This window comes from Spirosoma soli (assembly GCF_042684525.1).
Lineage (GTDB): Bacteria > Bacteroidota > Bacteroidia > Cytophagales > Spirosomataceae > Spirosoma > Spirosoma soli.
In genome coordinates this window covers 40,579-55,747 of record NZ_JBHULN010000008.1, presented here as the reverse complement: position 1 = coordinate 55,747, position 15,169 = coordinate 40,579, and the positions used below count along the sequence as shown (strand labels likewise).

9 protein-coding genes are annotated in these 15,169 nt (G+C 53.0%); all 9 read right to left on the bottom strand.

Translation table 11 applies throughout. The features are described 5' to 3' along the window. Positions 1–17: 17 nt before the first annotated feature. Positions 18–1,703, bottom strand: coding sequence for an arylsulfatase (locus tag ACFSUS_RS14290; protein ID WP_381523660.1), 1,686 nt, complete (start codon positions 1,701–1,703; stop codon positions 18–20). Positions 1,704–1,717: 14 nt separating this feature from the next. Further along, positions 1,718–3,097: a sulfatase family protein gene (locus tag ACFSUS_RS14285; RefSeq protein WP_381523658.1), complete on the bottom strand. Its 1,380-nt coding sequence runs from the start codon at positions 3,095–3,097 to the stop codon at positions 1,718–1,720. 12 nt (positions 3,098–3,109) lie between these two features. Beyond that, on the bottom strand, positions 3,110–4,960 hold the full coding sequence (locus ACFSUS_RS14280; protein ID WP_381523656.1) for a sulfatase-like hydrolase/transferase: 1,851 nt from the start codon (positions 4,958–4,960) through the stop codon (positions 3,110–3,112). Positions 4,961–4,993: 33 nt separating this feature from the next. After that, positions 4,994–5,467 carry a hypothetical protein gene (locus ACFSUS_RS14275; protein ID WP_381523654.1) on the bottom strand — a complete coding sequence of 158 codons (474 nt, stop codon included), beginning with the start codon at positions 5,465–5,467 and terminating at the stop codon, positions 4,994–4,996. A 2-nt stretch (positions 5,468–5,469) separates the two neighbouring features. Beyond that, entirely contained in the window at positions 5,470–7,779 is a 2,310-nt protein-coding gene (locus ACFSUS_RS14270) for an arylsulfatase (protein ID WP_381523653.1), read from the bottom strand. A gap of 21 nt (positions 7,780–7,800) precedes the next feature. After that, positions 7,801–9,366: a RagB/SusD family nutrient uptake outer membrane protein gene (locus ACFSUS_RS14265; protein WP_381523652.1), complete on the bottom strand. Its 1,566-nt coding sequence runs from the start codon at positions 9,364–9,366 to the stop codon at positions 7,801–7,803. A 26-nt stretch (positions 9,367–9,392) separates the two neighbouring features. Then, the gene (locus tag ACFSUS_RS14260; protein WP_381523650.1) at positions 9,393–12,464 is read right to left on the bottom strand and encodes a SusC/RagA family TonB-linked outer membrane protein; all 3,072 of its coding nucleotides are present in this window, start codon (positions 12,462–12,464) and stop codon (positions 9,393–9,395) included. Positions 12,465–12,637: 173 nt separating this feature from the next. Next, positions 12,638–13,726, bottom strand: a complete 1,089-nt coding sequence (locus ACFSUS_RS14255) for a formylglycine-generating enzyme family protein (RefSeq protein ID WP_381523648.1) — start codon at positions 13,724–13,726, stop codon at positions 12,638–12,640. A gap of 23 nt (positions 13,727–13,749) precedes the next feature. Then, on the bottom strand, positions 13,750–14,817 hold the full coding sequence (locus tag ACFSUS_RS14250; RefSeq protein ID WP_381523645.1) for a sterol desaturase family protein: 1,068 nt from the start codon (positions 14,815–14,817) through the stop codon (positions 13,750–13,752). Between the last annotated feature and the right edge of the window lie 352 nt (positions 14,818–15,169).

Below are 15,169 nucleotides of genomic sequence, written 5' to 3'. Positions count from 1 at the left end.
TTGAGTCTGGTGAATGATTAGAAATTGCGTCCGCCCAGTAATGTCTTTTTGGGGGTGGGTAGAAGCGGCTGCTCCGGTTTTATTTTGTCGTAATCGACTACGCCTGTTTGCCCGGCCCAGTTGAAGTACAGGGCTGATAGCGCATCGACCAGAGTAGGGTTTTTTGCTGCTACGTTCTCTGTTTCTCCGGCATCGGTGGAGAGATCGTACAACTCCCACTGGTAGGACGGATAAATAGACACCAGCTTCCATTTTCCCCGCCGAACCGCCCGGTTGCCGGCCCATTCCCAGAACAACGGCCGTTCCGTGTCCAGCTCCTGCCCATTGAACAGAAGGTTTTTCAGGCTTTTGCCCGGTAGAGCATTCGTCGTTACGCCCTGGAACGTAGTGGGGTAGGTTGTCTGGGCGAGGTCGTAAATCGTAGGCGCTATATCAATGAGATGGGCGGTTCCCCGGGCCAGTGTACCGGCTTTGATTTTGCCGGGGAACCAGGCAATAAAGGGCGAACGAATACCACCCTCGTAGGCAAAGGCTTTGAACGAGCGGAACGGCGTGTTGGACAGGTACGACCAGTTTTTGCCCTGCGATTCAAACGACCCGGCCGTACCAACTGGACCTGTATTACGTCCGGCGCGACTGCCCCAATGCGCTACGTCTTCGGCGGGAGCGCCGTTGTCCGAAATAAAGATAATCAGCGTATTGTCGTCTTTTTTGAGGTCCTTCAGCTTGGCCAGTACTTTGCCCACACCCTGGTCAGCCCGATCCAGCATGGCCGCGTACACTTCCATTTTGGCCTTCCAAAGCTGTTTTTCGTCATAAGTCAGGGCATCCCATTCCGGTACGTCGGCGTCGCGGGCAGCGGCAGCTTCGGCCTGTTTTTGGGTAATAAGGCCTAATTTGACCTGACGAGCTAAGCGGTCTTTACGTAGGGCATCCCAGCCTGCGTCGTATTTGCCGCGATACTTAGCAATGTCTTCTGGCAACGCCTGCAACGGCCAGTGGGGAGCGGTGTAGGCCAGGTAGAGAAAGAAGGGGCGGGCCGAAGTGCCATTCTCTTTACTCTGTTCATCCAGAAAGGATAGGGCGTGATTGGTGATTTCGTCGGTGAAGTAGAAGGAGTTGGGTTTAGGATGTTGTCGTTGATTGTCCTCCAGGATGACCACGGGCGACGGTCGTCCGATGGGCAGCGGATCGGCATCGAAATAGTTGGACGCTCCGCCCAGGATACCATAAAACCGATCGAACCCGCGTTGTTTCGGCCAGTGTAAACTATCGTTCCCAACGTGCCATTTACCCGATAGAAGCGTACTGTAACCGGCCTGTTTCAATACTTCGCCAAACGTTAGCGACTCTTTGTTAAGCCAGCCCTGGTAAGCGGGTAAGCCCAGGTTGACGTTAAAGTAGCCGATTCCTGCCTTGTGGGGGTACTGACCCGTGATAAGCGACGCTCGGGTGGGAGCGCAGATGGAATTATTGTAAAATTCGCGGAGACGTAAGCCCTCACTGGCTAAGCGGTCGATATTAGGCGTCTGAATCTCGGAGCCATACGACCCCAGATCAGAATAGCCCATATCATCCACCATGATCAGGATGATGTTGGGTTTGTCGACACCTGATCGGGTAGGCCGCTGCGTTTTTTGCTGGGCAACCGCTCCAGACGAAACGCAGCCAAGGAGCAGTAAGCTAATGATGAGTTGTTTCATGACTAATCTGGTGGTTACGGCTTTTGTGCGTACGTGATATCAAGCGCGGCTCCCTGGTCGCCTTGCTGCTTCATCCAGGCCTGTAATTTCTGCTGGTATAGCTTAATGCGTTCCTGATACGCTGGATCGGTGGCGAGGTTGTTGAACTCCCATGGATCGGTCTGGGTGTCATAGAATTCGATGGCTGGCCGTTTGACAAACCGCTCGGTGATCCGTTTTGCATTCGAATTAGTAGCTGCCTGGGTAGTCCAGGAAAACCAGACAGAATTCCGGTCTTTCTGCTTTTCGTTCATCATGAAGCGGTTATAGTAATCCTGATCCGGGGTCAGGTTCACGATCAGTTTGTAGCGGGTGTCACGGATACTGCGGATGGGGTAGGGGCTGCCTTCCGGAATGTTGTTATGAATGCCGTAGGCGTATTGTCGTGCCGTTTGGCTCCTGCCCAGTAGAACAGGTAGAAAGCTTTTACCATCCAGTCCCGCAATGGGTTGGCCATCTGCTACGTTAATAAGCGTAGGCGTAATGTCTTCGTATTGAATGAGGGCATCGGTCTGGGTGCCGGGTTTGACATTGCCCGGCCACTTGATCAGCATTGAGCTTTTCTGACCGGCGTCCCAGAGGTTCCACTTGGCCCCCGGAAACTGCGCACCCTGCTCGCCCAGAAACACGACGATTGTGTTCTTATCCTGACTAGTTTCTTTCAATAGCTTCGCAATGTCTCCGACCTGATTATCCAGGCGCCGGACTTCCGCCAGGTACTTGACGAACTGACGACGAGTCACTTCCGTATCAACCCAGTTTTCGGGAAGAACAAGTTTGTCCGGGTCGAATTCGGTTGTGTCACCGACAGTCCAGGGAGCGTGCGGGTTGATGCTCATGACAAACAGGCAATACGGTTTGTCATTCCGGGTGATGAATTTCTTTACGCCGTCCAGCGTGTAGTCGTCGGTGGGCGCCACGCAATTGGGTTCAAAGCCCTGGATAATCTCAAACGGAAAGACGGTTTTAGGCTTAGTGACGTGGTCTTTGCCTGTTAGCCCCACGCGGTAGCCCAGATCGGCCAGGTAATGACCCACGCTTTTGAGCGTATCATAAACGGGTTTGTGGTTCTGAAACGACCCATGCCGCACCGGATATAAGCCCGTGAACAGTGACGCCCGAGTCGGTACGCACATCGCTTCAGACGTATAAATCTGGTTGAATTTTAGTCCTTCGCTGGCTAATGCATCAATGTGAGTAGTACGTATGTTTTTACCACCGTAGCAGCTCAGTTGCCGACTATCCAGATCATCGGCCATGATGATAATGACATTCGGTTTTCTGGCCGAACTCTGTTGGGCAAACAAGGGCACTGTTGTCATAACGGCCACCAGAAATAGGAGCGTCCTACGCATCGTATGCAGAAGTTATTGGTTCAGCGTATTCAGTAAGGTCTGAGCGGCCCGAACGTCGTATAAGTCGTTGACGGGATTCCTGGAAGGGTTCTTCTCAATCAATTCCCTGGCCAAATCAGCGGCTGACGTAGCGTCGCGGCCAACGGTTTGCAGGACATTAAGCGCCTGCAACCGAATCGGGCGACTAGAGTTGCTCAGGGCCTGCTTCAACGTAGCGATGCTTGCTTCTTTTTCGCCGAGTTGATACAGAGCTTCAGCCGCGGCAATCTGCACCGCCACTTCCGAATCCTTGAGCAAGGGGGGCAGTGACGATTTTGCGGCCACGGGTTTTAACACGGTACAACCCGTGGCCGCCCAATACCGAACTACCGGGTCGTTGTCTTTGAGCCGTTTGATGAGTTCAGCCGCATCCGCCAGGTTTCGCGAAGAAGCCAGCGTAGCCGTTTCCATGACCCGTTGCAGGTTGTACTTGCCCGCTTTAGCATAGTCGTATAATGGCGTTTGGCCAGCGATGTCCGACAGGATCGCTTCGGGAATAAAACCAACATCCCTGCTTTCGAGGAGCCATTGGTTATTGGCTTTCCGCAACCGAACCAGTTCTTTGGCGTACTTAGGATCATTGGCCAGGTTATGAATGTTGTGCGGATCGGCTGCTACGTCGTATAGCTCCTCGGTGGGTTTGGGTTGCCAGAACCGAGACTGCACTTCGTTGAGTCGCCTGGCTTTGTATTCCGTCTCCCACGATTGAATGGACGGCGCTTTCCATAGGTAATCCAGGTGTTGGCCGTAAATCCTGTGCGGCAGGTAATTGCGGGTGTAGCGAAATTGCTTATCCCGCACCGACCGCGATAGGTCAATGGCTTCGTCCATCCGCCCCCGGAAGCCATAAGCATATGCGGGGTCGGCTTTCTGTTGACGTCCCAGGAATGGCTTCCCCTGCATGTAATCCGGAACGGGGATGCTTACCAAACTCAGAATCGTAGGCGCGAAATCGAGGAACGTGACCAGCCGATCAGTCTGCGAGCCCGCTTTATTGGGCGCTAAATGGGCGTACTTTTTTGGCAAGTGGACGATGAGAGGCACATGAAGGCCGGATTCGTACATGAATCGTTTGCTCCGGCCCAGCACCCCACCATTGTCGGCGTAGTAAAACACAATCGTGTTTTCGGCCAACCCGGCTTCGTTCAACTCCTTGAGTAGCTTGCCAAACTGCCGGTCCATTTCCTCCACTTTGTCGTAATACTGTGCCCAGTCGTGCTTGAACTCAGCGGTACGGGGGTGATACGGCGGAATGGGGGCTTTTTCGGGATCGTGGTGTAACGACGCCAGAGGTTGGTGGAGCGAGCTTTCGTGCGATACGAATAGATTGAAAACCGCAAAGAAGGGCTGACCGGCTTTCCGTTTTTTATACGTAGCCGAATCGCTTGAGTCATCCCAGGCATCCGGCTGATCCGTTGTGTTGTAATCTTTCTTCGAGTTGTTGGTGGTGTAGTAGCCGGCTTCCCGCAGGTACTTCGGAAAGAACTTCACAAACGATGGCACGGGATACGTACTGCGCATGTGCTCGGTGCCCAGCGTGGGCGGATACATGCCCGTGATCAGCGTGTTCCGGGAGGGCGCACAAACCGGGGCAGTCGAAAACGCATTTTTGTACAGAATGCTTTCTTTGGCAAACCGGTCGATGTTCGGCGTTGTGGCGTACGCATTCCCGTAACAGCCAATCAGAGACGTATTGTTGTCCTCACTGACAATCCAGAGAACGTTTGGTCGGTCGGCGGGCGTCTGGGCCAGCAATCCGAAAGGAATAAGCCAGCCCAGGACCAGTAAGCCGGTATAAATGAGCCGATATCTGCTGTAACGCATGGCGGTAGTTTAGATAAATACGTTGCCAGAGTGCTATTCAGCGAAGCTGGAACGCAGCTTTACGCCCCAGCGTCCGTCTTCTTTGGTCAATACGTATAGCGATTCATAAGAAGCCACTTTGCTGCCGTCTTTCCGGTAGCGAGTGAACTTCGTATCGACATGCACCTTTTCGGGCGACGCCTGAACGATGTTTCGGTGATCCCACTTGCTGTAGTCCCAACCCGCTTTTTGCAGCGGACCAAACACACTGATTGAATCGCGTAATCCGGCCCGCTCCAGCACCGACATTTTGCCGCTGGCGAGCCGGTAGTGCGGAAACTGATACGTGCTTTCCCAGCCTTTCAGGTCTTTGGCATTGAAGGTGCTCAGGTAATCGTCGAGCACCTTGTCAATGGCGGCCTTCTCCTGCTTTGATAATACATAACTACCATCGGTCTGCGCGTGTACGGCTGTAGCCAAGGTAAGCAACAGACAAAAGCTCATCAGCGCTTTCTTTATAGTGAACATGCTTATTTGCCTGATTTTAAGTACGACTGCTGCGACGCTTCAAAATCAATCGTGACTTTGTTGATCTTGCCCGTAAAGGCAAACGGCACTTTATACGTATCCGAAACTGGCGTGAGATCATCGAAACCGACGTTAACGCCTTCGTGCGAATACAGGTTACCGAGTGTTTTGGCCAGCGTTCCTTCGCCAACTTTTGTGTTGTTGATGTACAGACTGACGAGCCCCTGACCGTTGGGCTGGTAGGTGACGTCAGTCCGAAGCTGAACGGGTCCCGTCGGGATAGGTGTATTGTCGGAAGTGACGCTGGTTTTGGTTTCGTCGCCCAGTACGTAAGTCAGGTGCAGTTTTTTATGCTGGACGAACAGGCTTAACCCACCCGCGCGGCCACCCCGCGACAGCAGCACCCCCTCTGCACCATTCGCCGGTATGACGACGTCGGCTGTAAGGCTGAACGAGCGTTTGACGGCAAAAGGACTGGCAATGTCCGGTACGGTCGATTGACCGGGGTAAAGCACCACCTTGTTCAGATGCCGATAGGCATTGGGCAACTCAAACGGATCGGTTTCGTCCTTTAGCGGGTAGACATTGTACTTGGTCGCTTCACGGTCGAACAGGGCGATCAGTTCCTTGAGTTTAGCCGGGTGCTGCTCGGCCAGGTTATTGATCTCGTTGATGTCCTGCGCTACGTGGTACAACTCCCACTTGTCCTGCGCAAACGGCTGCCCTTTTACGTGCAGAGCACCCGCTTTCCAGCCATCCTGGTAGATGGACCGACTGCCTTTGATCTCGTAGTACTGAACCGTGTGCCGGGCAGGAGCTTTCGCATCGTTGAGGCTGTAGGCCAGGCTCGTTCCTTCGATGGGCTCCTGTTTGTAGCCGTTGATGCTTTGCGGCACCTGCGCGTGAATCAGCTCAAGCGTTGTCGGTAAAATGTCCGTAACGTGGCTGTATTGCGTTCGTAAACCGCCCTTTTCTTTGATGCCTTTTGGGTAGTGAACAATCAACGGATTGCGCGTGCCGCCTTCCGAATTGGCATCCTGCTTCCAGTGCCGGAACGGCGTGTTGGTAGCCGCAGCCCAGCCTAAGGGATAGTTGGCTTTGGCAAACTCGGTACCGATAAGGTCAATCTTTTCGAGGTTTTTCTGCAACCGCTGCTCTTCGGTCAGGTCAGTGCCTACGTTGTTGATCGTCCCCACGAACGTTCCTTCTTTGCTGGCGCCGTTATCGCCAACGGACACAAAAATCAGGGTATTGTCGAACTGGTTGATTTCTTTAAGGTAGTTGATTACCCGGCCAATTTCATAATCGGCATGGGACACAAATCCGGCGTACACTTCCATGAAGCGGGCATACAGCTTCTTCTCCTCCGCCGACAGGGTGTTCCAGTCCTTGATACCCGGATTGCGGGGAGGCAAGGGCGTGGTTTTCGGCACGATGCCCAATCTGATCTGATTGGCCAGCACTTCCTCGCGGTACTTATCCCAACCACCGTCGAACTTGCCCTTGTACTTGTCCGACCATTCTTTCGCGACCTGGTGGGGTGCATGACCCGCTCCGGTTGCCAGATACAGGAAGAAGGGCTTGTTAAGGTCGGCCGACTTCTGGTCGGCTATGTACTCAATAGCCCGGTCGGCCAGGCGTTCATTCAGGTACTTGCCGTTTTGCTCGTCGGGCACCCGGTGAATTCCTTCCCACAATTCAGGGTGAATCTGATCGGTACTGCCACGTGAGGGGAAACCATAGAACTGTTCAAACCCCCGCCCCGTCGGCCAGCGGTTAAACGGCCCGGCCGGCGTCAGATCGGTGAGGGGCGTAATGTGCCATTTCCCGAGCGCGAAGGTATTGTAGCCGTTTTCGCGCAGGATTTCGGCTACAGTAGCTTTTTCAAAGGGGATCTGAGCATCGTAGCCGGGCGTGCCGATGGCGGTTTCGGGGAACAGACCCATGTGTGCCGAGTGCTGATTCCGGCCCGTTAGCAAGGCGGCCCGGGTGGGCGAACAGATCGCCGTTGTGTGGAAGTTGGTGTAACGAAGGCCGTTATACGCTAATTGGTCGAGGTTGGGCGTCTGGATTAAACCGCCGAACGAACTGACCGCGCCAAAACCAACGTCGTCCAGCAGAATCCAGACAATGTTGGGGGCGCCTTGCGGAGCTTTATTGGCCGGGGCCCACCATTGTTTCGTTTCGCTAACCGTTTTGCCCAGCCTACCCTGAAAGGCAGGAATGGGCGTGTGTTGCGCCTGAACACCAGTGGCTAAGACCGTCAGAGCTGCCAGCGATACGGTATGAATACTATTGAGCGATGTTTTCATGGGAGAGGAGAACGTGAGGGATTAAAAGCCAGGATTTTGCGTCAGTAATTTATTGTTGTCGATCTCCGACTGAGGAATTGGGTACAGCCGGTGCTTGTCGGCCGCGTTCGTTTTGCCTACTTTTTGCAGGTTAGCCACGAACGTACTTTTGCCCGACGCATCTTTCTGGCGGATGAGATCAAACCAGCGCTGGTATTCGTACACCACCTCCAGCCGTCGGTCCAGATACAACGAGTCGCGGAATTGATCTTTTGTCAGGCCAGGGGTTAGATTAGGGAGTCCGGCCCGGTTTCTGACGCGGTTCAGCGATTTGTACGCTTTCACCGTTGGCCCGTTGGCCTCGTTCTCTGCTTCGGCGTGAATCAGCAGGAGTTCGGCATAGCGTAGAATCGGTACGTTCGTAGCCGCTTCGCTGGTAACCGATGTGGAGCTTGGGTCCCACCACTTGTGAAAGAAGGGAGTGGAATCGTTCGGTATAGTCGAATTGGTGATGAGTAAGGCATACTTCCGACCGTTGGCCGGGCTGACAAAGTACCGGACAAACGTGACATCCCGGCGCTTATCGGCTGGCTTATACATCTTGTAGATGCTGTAAAACTTATCGTTGCCCTGGGTGTAATACCGGACCATGTGGGCGTAGTTACCCGATAACCCCGGAATGGAGGACAGAATAGCCCGCGGGTTTTCGTTGTTGCCCTGGCCTTGTGCGTTGGATTTAAACTGCGCTGAGAAAATATGCTCCACGCCGTTTTTAGACGCGGGCAGGAATACGTCGGCGTAGTTGGTGAAAAGGTTATACCCATACGTACCTGTTCCACCATCGGCTGCTGACAACACTTCTTCGGCTTTTTTCACTGCGTCAGCATAGTGCGATGTAACGTTGAGCGGTAAGGAGGCTTTTGTTAGATACACCTTCGCGAGCAGCGCTTTGGCGGCACCCTGCGTAGCGCGGCCCACGTCTGGCGCGTTGTAGGAGGCTGGTAGTACCGTAGCCGCTTCGGTCAAGTCCTTTTCAATCTGTTCATAAACTTTTGTTGATGGTGATCTGGCAATGGCGTAGTCTGATGCGGTTACAAACTTCTGATATTCCGTAATCAGGGGAACATCGCCGTAAAGCCGAACCAGGTTGAAGTAATAGAGCGCCCGCAGGAACTTAGCTTCGGCCAATAGCCGGTTTTTCAGCGTTTCATCGAAACTGATTGCCGGAATTTTCTCCAGTACTACGTTCGCTTTTTTAATAGCCGCGTAGTGTTGCTGCCAGAGTTCGTACACCCGCAAATTGGTTGAGGAGTGGGCCAGCACCGACAGCGAGCGAACATCGGGATTTGTCGCGCCCGGCCCTGGATCTTCGTCGTCGCCGGCCATGTTCATGCCCGTGTTAAACAGGGTGTTATACGGCGTTTGTATGGTGCTCCCCCCTGAGTTTAGCAGAAAGTACACCGCATTAACCGCGTTGATGGCGTCGGCCTGAGTTTTATAATACTGGTCCTCCGAAATCAAGGCTTCGGGGGCTTCTTTCAAAAATTCCTTGCAGGCGGTAAGCGATAGCGCAATCAATCCGGCTGCTGCGTAGTTCAATAATTTCATGGTCAGTATGTAGAAGAGTGGCCGGATTACAGCGAAAGCGAAAGGCCTACCTGATACGATTTGTTGTTGGGATACACGCCGTTGTCGATGCCCTTATTGATAAGCGACTGGCCGTTCAGGCTCACTTCCGGGTCATAGCCCGTGTAGTTCGTCCAGGTAGCGGCATTCTGCGCCGAAACGTACACCCGCAGGTTTTTGATTTTAGCTCTGGTCAGCAGTGTTTTAGGAAGCGTGTAGCCCAGCGAAACGTTCTTTAGGCGGTAATACGTAGCGTCCTCAATAAAGCGGTCGGAGATGGTGATGGCCGGGTCCTGGAAAGCCGCTTTTACGTCCGTGTTTGTGTTCGTCGGTGTCCAGCGGTTCAGCAGGTCTTTCGATGCGTTCGTATAGCCGGTGCCCAGTTCGAGATTGGCCCGGTTGGCGTTGTAGAGCTTCCCACCGATAGACCCCTGAAAGAAGATCGACAGATCGAAGCCTTTGTAGTTTAAGGTGTTCGTCAGGCCCACGTTAAACCCAGGTTGGTTGGCAATTACAATGCGGTCACCGGCCTGGGTGATAACACCATCGCCGTTTATATCCTTGTACTTCTGACCACCCGGACTTTTGTTGGCCTGGGGAGTTAAGGCGGCATCTCTGGACTGGATGACGCCATCCGTTTGGTAGACGATGAATGAGCCCAGTGGATACCCTATTTTGGCAATAGAAGGCGAAGAGATGTCTGGGATAATCTGATCAACGCCCTCGCCGAGGCTCAGGATTTTGTTGCGGTTTGCCGAATACACCAGAATCGTGTTCCACTTCAGGGCACCCGTCAGGTTGCGTGAGTTAACGGACAGCTCAAATCCCTGGTTAGATACGGCACCAATGTTCTGGTAAATGGTAGAAGCCTGACCATTGTAGAAATTAGATAGCCCTGAGGTGCCCGGAACCGTACGGCTTAGCAGCAGATCGGTCGTTTTTTTGTAGTAGTAGTCGGCCGTAACCTGAATCCGGTTGTTCAGCAACCCCAGGTCAACACCGGCGTCTACCTGGAAGGTTTTTTCCCAGCCAAGGTTCGGATTAGGCACCGTATTCGGCGCAAAGCCGGAGACCGTCGCGTTCGAGAAGTTGTACCGGAAATACGCCAGTTGGGAGAGGGACTGATAGGGCGGAATGCTCTGGTTGCCCGTCAGCCCCGCACTCAGCCGAAGCTTCAGCACGCTGATGTTACGCACTGATGCGAAGAAAGGCTCGTTGCTCACGTTCCAGCCAAAAGCCGCCGACGGGAAGTACCCCCACTTGTTGCCTTCGCCGAATCGGGAAGAACCATCGGCCCGAACCGTGAAGGTTACTAAATATTTGTCGTTGAACCCGTAGTTAACCCGGGCCAGGTAGGAGGCTAATGCCCACTTGCTGGCGAATGACCCTGGTGTTCGGTTGGTGATGCCCGTTCCCAGGTTGTTGTAGCTAAACGCGTCGGTGGCAAAACCAGCCGCTTCGGCAACGGCTCCCTTGGTGTCGGACTGCTGCGCCGTAAACCCAACAACTGCGTTGATGGTATGGCGTTCGTTGATGACTTTGTCGTAACTAAGCGTGTTTTCGTTCAGCCAGTTGGAGGTGAATACCGAGCCGACGAGCGCATTACCCTGTAAACTCTGCCCTTCGGCAGTGCTGCTGGGAAGATACCGGTTTTGTTTGTTATCAACGATATCGGTACCAATCAACACTTTTGCTTTTAGCCCGTCGGCGATCGTATACTCACCGGAGATGTTACCCAGGATACGATTTGTAATGGTCTCGTTCAACTGGTTATACAGTGAGTTGATCGGGTTCTGAAGGCTGGACTCGAAAGGGCTGTTGACAACGAACGTACCATCATTTGTGTAGATAGGCAGAGACGGGGGCGTAAGCAGTAAGTTACCCACAATGGCAGCGGGAGCTACGTTTGCCTTTGTGTTGCTGGCGGTTAAGTTACCCGTAATTCTGAACCGCGAATTGTATTCATGCGCCAGATTGATGCGGGCCGAGTAGCGTCGGAAATCCGTGTTCTGCAGAATGCCATCCTGTTTGAAGTAATTACCCGAAATGGCTAACTGCGTACGGTCTGAACCGGACAAAATCGAAATGTTGTGGTTCTGAATAGGAGCCACCCGAAAGGCCGCAGCCTGCCAGTCGGTACCCACGCCCGACGTGTCCAGCGAATAGCCCAGGGCAGTTGGCAACGTAGTGGTCTTTCCCGAATTGGTGGCTGCATCTTTGCGAAGCTGCCACCACTCACCGGCGTTGAGCAACGGAATGGTCCGGATTACGCTCTGCGCACCGTAGTAGGCGTCATAGTTGACCGAAGATTTGCCTTTCGATCCGTTCTTGGTCGTGATAATAACCACCCCGTTTGCCCCCCGCGATCCGTAAATAGCCGTTGCCGACGCATCTTTCAGAACGTCAATGGTTTCAATATCGGAGGTGTTGATCGACGACAAGGGGTTAATTTTTGATCCATTCGTGACACCGGCATCGTTCAATGAATAGTCGTTGTTGATCGGAAAGCCGTCAATTACGTAGAGGGGGTCGCTACCCGCGGTGATGGAGTTATTACCCCGGATCTGTACGCTAACACCACCACCGGGTTGCCCGGATGTTTGCGTAACAATAGCACCAGGAATGGTACCCTGCAGGAGTCGTTCTACCGAAGCAACGGGCTGGTTTCTAACCTCTAAGGGTACCGATGCAATAGATCCCGTAATATCGCTGCGTTTCTGGGTACCGTAACCAACGACCACCACTTCGCTAAGCTGGCTGGCGTTTTCCTTAAGCTCAATGCTGATTGTGCTGGTGGTAGCCTGTATTTCCTGTGGGCTATACCCAACGTAGTTGACAACCAACGTAAACGGAAGCGTTTGCCCCGTCTTTAAGAAGAATTTTCCATCGGTGTCGGTAGCGGCTCCGTTAGTGGTTCCTTTGATCTGAACGGTAGCGCCGATTAATGGTTCTTTGGTCTTATCGTCGACGATCCTACCCGAAAGCGTCGAGTTTATGACGGGCGCAGCGGTCTGGGCATAGTGTCGCAGCGGTTGGATAAGTATCCAAATCCATAGTAATACGATAAACGTTTTTTTCATTGTTTTGTACCGGTTATAGAAAATAAGGACCCATGACAGTCGTGCCAACGACTGCTCATTCAGTTGCCACTGAGTATGCGCCTTGTTTTTTGACCAGCCAGTCCTGCTGGAACAGGACTGGCTTTTTTATGAACTGAGGGGTTAATTAATTAAAGATTAGACTATAATTACTGTTACTGAGCCGACCGTACGCACCGGAAACCCAAGTTGTTACTCGCGCTCGAGGTTTCGCCCTTGCCCCGGCTGCCCGCCTGATATCGGACGCAGTATTGGTCGCTACACAGGAAAGAGCCGCCCCGTTGTACGTGCTTGATGGTGCCCGGTTCTTCCGGATCATAGCTGTCACTTGGTCCTTTCGGGTTGTTGGCGGGGCTTTTCTGGTAATAATCCGGCCGGTAGAGATCGCTGCACCATTCCCACACATTGCCTTCCATATCATAGAGGCCGAACGCGTTGGCCGGGAACGTCTGTACCGGAGCCGTCGTGCGGAAACCATCTTCGGCGGTATTGGCGTTAGGAAAGTTGCCCTGAAAGATGTTGGTTACCCACTTGCCTTGCGGTTTCAACTCACTTCCCCAATAGTACTTGGTTCCTTTGTGACCGGCGCGGGCCGCATACTCCCATTCGGCTTCGGTTGGTAAGCGCTTACCCGCCCACCGAGCATAAGCCACTGCATCTTCGTAGCAGACCTGAACGACTGGGTCGTTATCCCTGCCCACGAGGCTGCTCCTGGGCCCCAGCGGATGACGCCAGTTTGTTCCCGCTACGTACTGCCACCACTGCAACGGATTTTGCAGCGACACAGGCCGGGCAGGGGGCGTAAACACCGCCGATCCTGGCACCAGCTTATCAACCGGGACGCCGGGATAGTCAGCCGGATTCAGCGGGCGTTCGGCTACGGTTACGTATCCCGTTGCTTTGACAAACTGCGCAAACTGGGCGTTGGTCACCTCGTGTTTGTCCATCCAGAAGTTGTTGACCCTGACGGCATGAATCGGCCGTGCATCCACAAACTCGGCCGCACCCATCGAAAAACTGCCTCCTTTAATTAATACCATCTCCGCATTCCCACGACTGTCGTTCGATGTGGGTGAGCTGCCGGAACGGATAACGGCCGCGCGAGTCGGGATTCGGCATAGAGGGCCTTCACCGAAGGTTATCGCTTTTTGCGGTTCGACACCCATTACGTTATCAACCAGTTCATTTTTTTGAATGAATGGGCTGGCCAGCAGTAGCGCGAGGATTGGCAGGGTTTGTTTCATGGTATATTCACGTCAATAGGGCATTAGGCTCGGGCCAGCTCTGGCTGAGGGGCCACGTCAATGGCGTCACCGACCTCTGGACCATCAGCGGCCAGCTCACTGCCTTCCTTTTTGGATTTAAAAATAGGCCACAGGAATTGCGCGTACCACTCCTCTTCTTTGTAAAATTTAATGCCAAAGGAGGCCGGGTACTGGCGGGTAATGATGCCGGTGCCGAAAATGACATCCCAGATGAAAAACATATTGCCAAAATTGCCTTTGTAGTGCCCGATCCCGTCGTCGTTTGAGTCGGCGTGGTGGGCATGGTGCGTAGCTGGGGTCGAAATGAGCCGCTCCAGCACCCAGGCAACCGGATGCAATACTCTGTACTTGTAGAAGGGCTTATCCCAGGGGATGCTACTGTGCGCCGTTGTAGTAATCAGTGATTTAATCACCGTAACAAACAGGGCTGGTAGCCCTAAACCTAGGTAGGTTAACGTAGCTGTCAGGTACGTCTGCGAAAAGAAGATCGTGTAGATGAAGTTTTGCCGCGAAGCCATCGCCATACCCATGTACGGTGCTGAATGGTGAGTACGGTGAAAGCGCCACATGAAAGGCACCTGGTGATGCAGCCGATGATACCAGTACTGCGTGAGGTCGTCGGCTACCGCGATGATAAACAGGCCACACCAGAACGGCACCCACGCAAACACACCTTTGTAGTCTGGTAGCAGATAAGGCAGGATTTGCAGGCTGAAAAAGGCGATGGTTGGCGGTATCAATAATTTGGGGGCAAAAAAGCAGACCAGATCTAGGGTTTTCTCGTTTTTCGTCCACTTGTTATCGTACAACCCTAAGGCAAATTCAGCTACTCCGAGGAGTAAGATAAATACCGGCAGGCCCCAGCTCTTAAAGTTTCTGAAAACCGGCTCCGCAAACTGAAACGCTGCGGGAAGAGCGTGTGAGATGTCTTTTGGCGGACCATCGTTCCAGGGCGTTTCGCCTGTAAGCTGGCACCACAGCAACAACGCCAGGATGGGAAGGGAGTACAAAAAAACGCTGATGAGCGCATCGCGGGTAATTCTCGAAGCTAATGTCTGGTCAGAAGCCATGATCGGGTTTATCTAATTGTTCCACAAAGTTTTAATGAGCAAAAGCCACCCTGCAATGATGGTGAGTGGTAGCAGAAAAACGAGGATGCTTACGACTATCTTCTTAGTCAAAATCTGGGCATCTTGTAAAAACCTCATCGGCAACATGATTTATAAATTGAAGCTTGGTAATCATTACAATTTTTTAACCTATAGATTTTATAGGATAATGAAATACACACAAAGGCGTATGCACGGACGGATTAATCAGGTATTAACGTCTAGTTAAGACAACAACAGGCGAGTGATGAAGTGACTTTCACAAGCATTTCGTTAGGCGCGGTTGAGAGTAACGATATCATAACGAAATGCT